Origin of the sequence: Phenylobacterium sp. (genome assembly GCF_036263695.1) — a bacterium.
In the GTDB taxonomy this organism is placed as follows: Bacteria; Pseudomonadota; Alphaproteobacteria; order Caulobacterales; family Caulobacteraceae; genus Phenylobacterium.
The window spans coordinates 1-7327 of sequence record NZ_DATAGM010000317.1; the positions used below are offsets into that span (position 1 = coordinate 1).

At 68.1% G+C, this 7327-nt stretch carries 7 protein-coding genes; 6 read left to right on the forward strand and 1 reads right to left on the reverse strand.

Annotated features, from left to right (window positions below):
- Positions 1–229 precede the first annotated feature (229 nt).
- Positions 230–1660 (reverse strand): metalloprotease TldD, encoded by a 1431-nt coding sequence (gene tldD, locus VHK87_RS12975; RefSeq protein ID WP_329635318.1) that lies wholly within the window; start codon positions 1658–1660, stop codon positions 230–232.
- Between the two features lie 334 nt (positions 1661–1994).
- Here tldD and coxB point away from each other — a divergent pair, with 334 nt between their 5' ends.
- The 6 genes from coxB to VHK87_RS13005 form a co-directional block, all read left to right on the forward strand.
- Positions 1995–2984, forward strand: a complete 990-nt coding sequence (gene coxB, locus VHK87_RS12980; RefSeq protein ID WP_329635319.1) for a cytochrome c oxidase subunit II — start codon at positions 1995–1997, stop codon at positions 2982–2984.
- Positions 2985–3004: 20 nt separating this feature from the next.
- Positions 3005–4654, forward strand: a complete 1650-nt coding sequence (ctaD, locus tag VHK87_RS12985; RefSeq protein WP_329635320.1) for a cytochrome c oxidase subunit I — start codon at positions 3005–3007, stop codon at positions 4652–4654.
- 76 nt (positions 4655–4730) lie between these two features.
- Positions 4731–5693 (forward strand): heme o synthase, encoded by a 963-nt coding sequence (gene cyoE / locus VHK87_RS12990; RefSeq protein ID WP_329635321.1) that lies wholly within the window; start codon positions 4731–4733, stop codon positions 5691–5693.
- Between the two features lie 3 nt (positions 5694–5696).
- Positions 5697–5849 (forward strand): hypothetical protein, encoded by a 153-nt coding sequence (locus tag VHK87_RS12995; RefSeq protein WP_329635322.1) that lies wholly within the window; start codon positions 5697–5699, stop codon positions 5847–5849.
- Entirely contained in the window at positions 5827–6459 is a 633-nt protein-coding gene (locus tag VHK87_RS13000; RefSeq protein WP_329635323.1) for a cytochrome c oxidase assembly protein, read from the forward strand. The genes VHK87_RS12995 and VHK87_RS13000 overlap by 23 nt, the downstream gene beginning before the upstream one ends.
- Positions 6460–6508: 49 nt before the next feature.
- On the forward strand, positions 6509–7327 hold an 819-nt coding region (locus VHK87_RS13005), incomplete at its 3' end, for a cytochrome c oxidase subunit 3 (RefSeq protein WP_329635324.1).

Here is a 7327-nt window from a genome sequence, read left to right on the forward strand (position 1 = left end):
AAGCTGGTGAAGAATTCCGGCCCATAGCTGATCACCGCCGGCGCGGTCGCGGCTGTGGGTTCGCTCGCCTGGGCGTCGGCTGCGGCCTCAGGGGCGGCGGCGGCCAGCGCCGCGGCGATCATGGATGTAACGAGCAATGTAACCTCTCCCGCGCGGAGAGGACCCGCAGGCGACAAGCTTCGCCAATTAAATTCCGGAAAGGTGGATTAAATTTCGGACAGGTACTTGCCTACAGGCTCGTCCCGCCCACCGTCAGGCCGGTCAGCTTCAGCGACGGCTGGCCCACGCCGACCGGGACGCTCTGGCCCGACTTGCCGCACACGCCGATGCCCGGGTCGAAGTCGAAGTCGTCGCCGATCATGGTGACGCGGGTCAGCGCCGAGGGGCCGTCGCCGATCAGGGTCGCGCCCTTCAACGGAGTGGTCACCTTGCCGTCCTCGATCAGGTAGGCCTCGGTGCATTGAAAGACGAACTTGCCGTTGGTGATGTCCACCTGACCGCCGCCGAAATTGGCGCAATAGAGGCCGCGCTTGGTGGAGGCGATCATCTCCTCCCGCTTGTGCTGACCGCCCATCATCGCGGTGTTGGTCATCCGCGGCATCGGCAGGTGGGCGTAGGACTGGCGCCGGCCGTTGCCGGTGGCCTTCAGACCCATCAGCCGGGCGCTCATCCGGTCGTGCATGTAGCCGACCAGCACGCCGTCCTCGATCAGGATGGTGCGCTCCGTGGGCGTGCCCTCGTCGTCGACGGTCAGCGAGCCGCGGCGGCCGGCGATGGAGCCGTCGTCGAAGACCGTGACGCCGGGCGCAGCGACGCGCTCGCCGATGCGGCCGGAGAAGGCCGAGGTGCCCTTGCGGTTGAAGTCGCCTTCCAGGCCGTGGCCGACCGCCTCGTGCAGCAGCACGCCGTTCCAGCCGGGGCCGAGCACCACGTCCATCTCGCCCGCCGGGCAGGGGACGGCGTCGAGGTTGACCAGCGCCTGGCGCAGAGCCTCGTCCACCTGTTCGCGCCAGCGGTCGGCGGTGATCCAGGTCTCGAAGCCGGCCCGGCCGCCCGCGCCGGAGGAGCCGCTCTCGCGCCGGCCCTCACGTTCGACGGTGACTTGAACGTTGATCCGGCACAGCGGACGGACGTCGCGAATCAGCCGTCCGTCGGCTCGCAGGATCTCCACTGTGCGCCGCTCGCCGGCCAGTGACGCCATCACCTGCACCACCCGCGGGTCGCGGCCCCGCGCCCAGGCGTCGATCTCCTGGAGCAGGGACACCTTTTCGGAGAAGTCGGGGGAGGCGAGGGGGTTGTCTTCGCCGTAGAGCTTTTCGTTGGTCGCCCGGGGCGGCTCGGCGGCGACGCCCTGGTAGCCGCGCTTGGCCAGCGCCGCGGACTGAGCGGCGCGGGCGATGGCGCCTTCGGAGATCTCGCTGGAATGGGCGTAGCCGGCGGTCTCGCCCGCCACCACTCGCAGGCCGAAGCCCTCGGTGGCGTCGTAGGCGGCCGACTTCAGCCGGCCGTCGTCGAACAGGAAGGCCTCGCTCTCGCTGCGCTCGACGAACAGCTCGCCGTCGTCCGCCCCGGCGAGCGCCTCGCCCAGCAGGCCGCGGGCCCGCTCGGCGTCGACGCCGGAGGAGGCCAGGATCGAGGGAGCGGAGGCGTGGGCGTTCATGGGCCGGTCTTCTCTTTGCTGGAGAGCCTAGAGATAGGCGCTCGAATGGCCCGCGTCACCCGCGGCGGACAGGTTCGCGACCGACCGACAAAGCCGAACGCCGGTCGCCGTTTCCGCGCCAATCCTCGGACGCGGCCGCCGGTTCCGAGGGGGCCGCCGCGACGAAGGTCAAGCCGTCGCAAGGCGAGTGCAGCCTACCGCCTTGGCAATCCTGGGGAAGGCGCGTATGGACGCCCGCGAAGGGCCGGGGACTTGTTCCGCGCGGCCCCTACGTTCGTATGGCCGGGAGAATCGTCTCGCATCTGGGACGCGCGGCCGAAGAGACCGAGGGGACATGAAGTCGAGGTTTCAGGGGATCCGGACGCTGGCGGCTGGGGCGGCCGCAAGCGTTGCGATGGCGACCTTCGCCGGCGCCGCTTTCGCCGAAGACTTGCTGGGCCAACCCACGCCCGGCGGCATCGGCCTGCAGCCGGCGGCCTCGCCGCTGAAGCACCAGGCCCACTTCTTCCATGATGCGGTGCTGATGCCGATCATCACCGCCATCTGCCTGCTGGTGCTCGGCCTGCTGATCTGGGTGATCGTGCGCTTCAACAAGCGCGCCAACCCGACTCCGGCCCGCTGGAGCCACAACACCCCGGTCGAGATCGTCTGGACCGTGCTGCCGGTGATGATCCTGATGTTCATCGCCATCTTCTCGTTCCGGCTGCTGTTCGCCTACCACGACATGCCGCGCGCCGACGTGACGGTGAAGGCCACCGGCTACCAGTGGTACTGGGGCTACGAGTACCCGGACCATGGGATCAGCGAATACATCTCCAACATGCTGCCGGAAGAGGACGCCAAGGCCCGCGGCGTGCCCTATCGCCTGGCCGTCACCGAGCCGATCGTCGTCCCCGAGGGCAAGGTCGTCCGGGTGCTGACCACCGGCGCGGACGTGATCCACGCCTTCGCCATTCCGGCCTTCGGGATCATCGCCGACTCGGTTCCGGGGCGGGTCAACGAGACCTGGTTCAAGGCTGACAGGGTGGGCACATACTACGGCAACTGCCGCGAGCTGTGCGGTGTCGACCACGCCTTCATGCCGATCGAGGTAAAGGTCGTGACGCAGGCGGAATTCGACGCCTGGGTGGCCACCAAATCCGGCAAGGCGCCGGCGCCGACCGCCACCACCCTGGATGCGCAGGCCGACGCCGCCTCGGCGGCGGCCGCCGCGCCCGCCGCCGGCGCCGCTGCTCCCGCGGGCGCTCCGGCTCCCGCCGCCTCCACTCCCGCCGCGCCTGCCGCCGCCGCTCCCGCGGCGCCGGTTGCGCCCGCCGCGAAATAGTCTGCAGGACTTAAAGTCAGATGGCTCACGCCGCCGCTCACGCCGACCACGACCATAAGCCGGGCTTCCTCGTCCGCTGGTTCCTCTCGACCAACCACAAGGACATCGGGACCCTCTACCTGCTGTTCGCCATCATGGCGGGCCTGGTGGGCGGCGCCCTGTCGGGCCTGATCCGCTGGGAGCTCGCCGAACCGGGCATTCAGGTGTTCACCGAGGGCAGCCTGCTGGCCAAGCTCGGCCTCGTGGAGGCCTCCAAGCACGGCTACAACGTGGTCGTCACCGGTCACGCCCTGATCATGATCTTCTTCATGGTCATGCCGGCGATGATCGGCGGGTTCGGCAACTGGTTCGTGCCGCTGATGATCGGCGCGCCGGACATGGCCTTCCCGCGGATGAACAACATCTCGTTCTGGCTGCTGGTGGCCGCCTGGGTGCTGCTGCTGCTTTCGATGTTCGCCGACGGCGGGCCGGGCCGCGGCTTCGGCGGCGGCTGGACGCTCTATCCGCCGCTGTCGACCATCGGCCACGCCGGGCCGGCGATGGATTTCGCCATCCTGTCGGTCCACCTGGCCGGCGCCAGCTCGATCCTCGGCGCCATCAACTTCATCACCACCATCTTCAACATGCGCGCGCCGGGCATGACCCTGCACCGGATGCCGCTGTTCGTGTGGTCGGTGCTGGTCACCGTCTTCCTGCTGCTGCTGTCGCTTCCGGTGCTGGCCGGCGCCATCACCATGCTGCTGACCGACCGCAACTTCGGCACCGCCTTCTTCAACCCGGCGGGCGGCGGCGACCCGATCATGTACCAGCACCTGTTCTGGTTCTTCGGCCACCCAGAGGTCTACATCCTGATCCTGCCCGGCTTCGGCATCATCAGCCACATCGTGTCGACCTTCTCGAAGAAGCCGGTGTTCGGCTACCTGGCCATGGCCTACGCCATGGTGGCGATCGGCTTCGTCGGCTTCATCGTGTGGGCGCACCACATGTACACGGTCGGCATGGGCATCAACCTGCGCGCCTACTTCGTGGCCGCAACCATGGTCATCGCCGTGCCCACGGGCGTGAAGGTGTTCAGCTGGATCGCGACGATGTGGGGCGGGTCGATCGACTTCAAGACGCCCATGCTGTGGGCGATCGGCTTCATCTTCCTGTTCACCGTGGGCGGCGTCACCGGCGTGGTGCTGGCCAACGCCGGCATCGACTACAGCCTGCACGACACCTACTACGTGGTGGCCCACTTCCACTACGTGCTGAGCCTGGGCGCCGTTTTCGCGATCTTCGCCGGCTTCTACTACTGGTTCGAGAAGATCTTCGGCGTGAAGTACCGCGAGTGGCTGGGCGCCGTGCACTTCTGGATCACCTTCATCGGGGTGAACCTGATCTTCTTCCCGCAGCACTTCCTGGGCCTGCAGGGCATGCCGCGGCGCTATGTCGACTACCCGGAGGCTTTCACCCTGTGGAACTGGGTCTCCTCGCTCGGCTACGCCGTCACCCTGGTGGGCGTGGGCGTGTTCCTGGTGGTCCTGCTTGACGCGATGATCTTCCGCCGCAAGGCCGAGGCCAATCCGTGGGGCGAGGGCGCGACGACGCTGGAATGGACCCTGTCCTCTCCGCCGCCGTTCCACCAGTTCAACGAGCTGCCGGTGGTGCGTCCCGACGCGCAGCACTAGCGCCGGCGGATCTTAAGACCCCTTGGGGTGCGCGGGCCGGAAACGTCCGCGCACCCTCGGCTTATCGAGTACTCTGATGTCCATGACCTCCACGCTTTCCCAGGCCCGCGCGCCCGCCACATGGCAGGACTACGTGCGGCTCCTGAAGCCGCGGGTCATGTCGCTGGTGATCTTCACCGCCTTCACCGGGATGATCGCCGCCGACGCGCCGATCCATCCGCTGCTGGGCGCGGTCGCGATCCTCTGCATCGCGGTCGGGGCCGGAGCGTCGGCGGCGCTGAACATGTGGTACGACGCCGACATCGACGCCAAGATGCGCCGCACCCGCAGCCGCCCGGTGCCGGCCGGCCGGGTGCAGGGCTCCGACGCCCTGGCGCTGGGCGTCGTCCTGTCCCTGCTGTCGGTGTTGTTCATGGCGGTGGCGGTGAACTGGCTGGCCGCCGGCCTGCTGGCCTTCACCATCTTCTTCTACGCGGTCGTCTACACCATGTGGCTGAAGCGCAGCACCGCCCAGAACATCGTCATCGGCGGGCTGGCCGGGGCGCTGCCGCCGGCCATCGGCTGGGCCGCGGCGGCGGGATCTGCGCCGCTGGACGCCTGGCTGCTGGTGGCGATCATCTTCTTCTGGACCCCGCCGCACTTCTGGGCCCTGTCGCTCTACACCAGTGAGGATTACGAGAAGGCGGGCGTGCCGATGCTGCCGGTCGTGGCCGGGGCGGCGGCGACCCGCAAGCAGATCTTCCTCTACAGCCTGCTGCTCGTGCCCCTGTGCCTGGCTCCGGTGCTCACGGGCCTCGGCGGCGCGCTCTACCTGGCCGTCTCGGCCCTGGGCGGGGCGGTGTTCCTGGTGCTGGCTTGGCGGGTCCTGCGCAGCAAGGCGGGCGATGCCCCCAAGGTGCGCAACGACGACGGCCTCTATGACGTGAAGGCCGGCGCCAAGGACGCGCGTAACCTGTTCGCCTTCTCCATCCTCTACCTGACCCTGCTGTTCGCCAGCATCCTGGCTGAGCGGCTGGTCCAGCTGCCGGGCCTGGCCTGAGCCATGACCGATCCGGCCAACGAGAGCGAACGCGACGCCAAGGCCCGGCGGGGCCGCAACATCGCCCTGGCGCTCGGCCTGCTGCTGTTCGTCGTGCTCGTCTTCCTCGTCACCATTGTCCGTCTCGGCGCCAATGTCCTCGACCGGCCCCTCTGACCTCTCCAGGCGCCGCAATCGCCGCGTCGCGGCCGCCTGCATCGGCGGGCTCGTCCTGATGGTCGGGGCGGCCTACGCCGCGGTGCCGGCCTATCGCGCCTTCTGCCAGCTGACCGGCTTCGACGGGACGGTGATGAAGGCCGACGCCGCCCCCACCAAGGTGCTGGACAAGACCCTGCTGATCCACTTCGACACCAACGTGCGGGGCGACCTGCCGTGGGACTTCGAGGCCGAGCAGGTCAGCCAGACCCTGCGAATCGGCGAGACCGGGACCGCCTTCTTCAAGGTGACCAACACCTCGGACCGGCCGATCACCGGCCGTGCGGTCTACAACGTCGTGCCCGAGCAGGCCGGCCCCTACTTCCGCAAGCTCGAGTGCTTCTGCTTCTCCGACCAGACGATCCAGCCGGGCCAGACGGTTGAGTTTCCGATGATCTACTTCGTCGATCCCGAGTACGCGGAGGACTTCGAGACCCGCGGAAAGAGCGAAATCACCCTTTCCTACACCTACTTCCCGAGCCCGCCGGCCGCGAAGGGCAGCAAAACCGCTCAACTGCAACAGGTTGCGCCGGCTTCGCCCCTTGGCGGATCGGCGGATGCGGGGCTATAGCACCGGCGCGAACACCGCCGCCGCTTAAGAAGACAGGACCACGAGCGACATGGCCGAAGGCGTCAAGCACGACTACCACCTGGTCAACCCCAGCCCCTGGCCGCTGATCGGCTCGGTCGCCGCAACGATCATGGCCATCGGCGCGGTCGTCTGGATGAAGGGCGCCTTCGGGCTCGAGAAGTCGCCGGTGATGTTCTTCATCGGCTTCGCCGGCGTGCTCTACACGATGTTCGGCTGGTGGCGGGACGTGGTGAAGGAATCCCGCCAGGGCGACCACACCCCCGTCGTGGGCATCGGCCTGCGCTACGGGATGGTGCTGTTCATCGCCTCGGAGGTGATGTTCTTCGTCGCCTGGTTCTGGATGTTCTTCGAGATGGCGCTCTTCAATGAGTTCCGGACGCTGTCCGCCATCGAGGAGGTCCGCACCGCCTGGGCCACCTGGCCGCCGCACGGCGTGCACACCGTGCCGGCCTGGGAGTTGCCGCTGGTCAACACCCTGACCCTCTTGCTGTCGGGCACCACCGTCACCTGGGCCCACCACGCGCTGCAGGTCGGCGACCGCAAGGGCGCCAAGCTGGCGCTGGCCCTGACCGTCGCGCTCGGCGTGCTGTTCACGGCCATCCAGGCGTACGAGTACTACCACATCTTCTCGCACGACTATTTCTACTCGGAGGAGGCGGCCAACGCGACGCTGTACGGCTCGACCTTCATCATGGCCACGGGCTTCCACGGCTTCCACGTGCTGATCGGGACCCTGTTCCTGATCGTCTGCCTGCTGCGCCTGATGGCCGGCCAGTTCACGCCGCAGAAGCACTTCGGCTTCGAGGCGGCGGCCTGGTACTGGCACTTCGTCGACGTGGTGTGGCTG

Bases quoted from the DNA above. Each gene is read 5' to 3' on its own strand.
- VHK87_RS13000 (WP_329635323.1), top strand. From the start codon at position 5,827: ATGTCCTCGACCGGCCCCTCTGACCTCTCCAGGCGCCGCAATCGCCGC.
- coxB (WP_329635319.1), top strand. From the start codon at position 1,995: ATGAAGTCGAGGTTTCAGGGGATCCGGACGCTGGCGGCTGGGGCGGCC.
- VHK87_RS12995 (WP_329635322.1), top strand. From the start codon at position 5,697: ATGACCGATCCGGCCAACGAGAGCGAACGCGACGCCAAGGCCCGGCGG.
- tldD (WP_329635318.1), bottom strand. From the start codon at position 1,660: ATGAACGCCCACGCCTCCGCTCCCTCGATCCTGGCCTCCTCCGGCGTC.
- ctaD (WP_329635320.1), top strand. From the start codon at position 3,005: ATGGCTCACGCCGCCGCTCACGCCGACCACGACCATAAGCCGGGCTTC.
- cyoE (WP_329635321.1), top strand. From the start codon at position 4,731: ATGTCCATGACCTCCACGCTTTCCCAGGCCCGCGCGCCCGCCACATGG.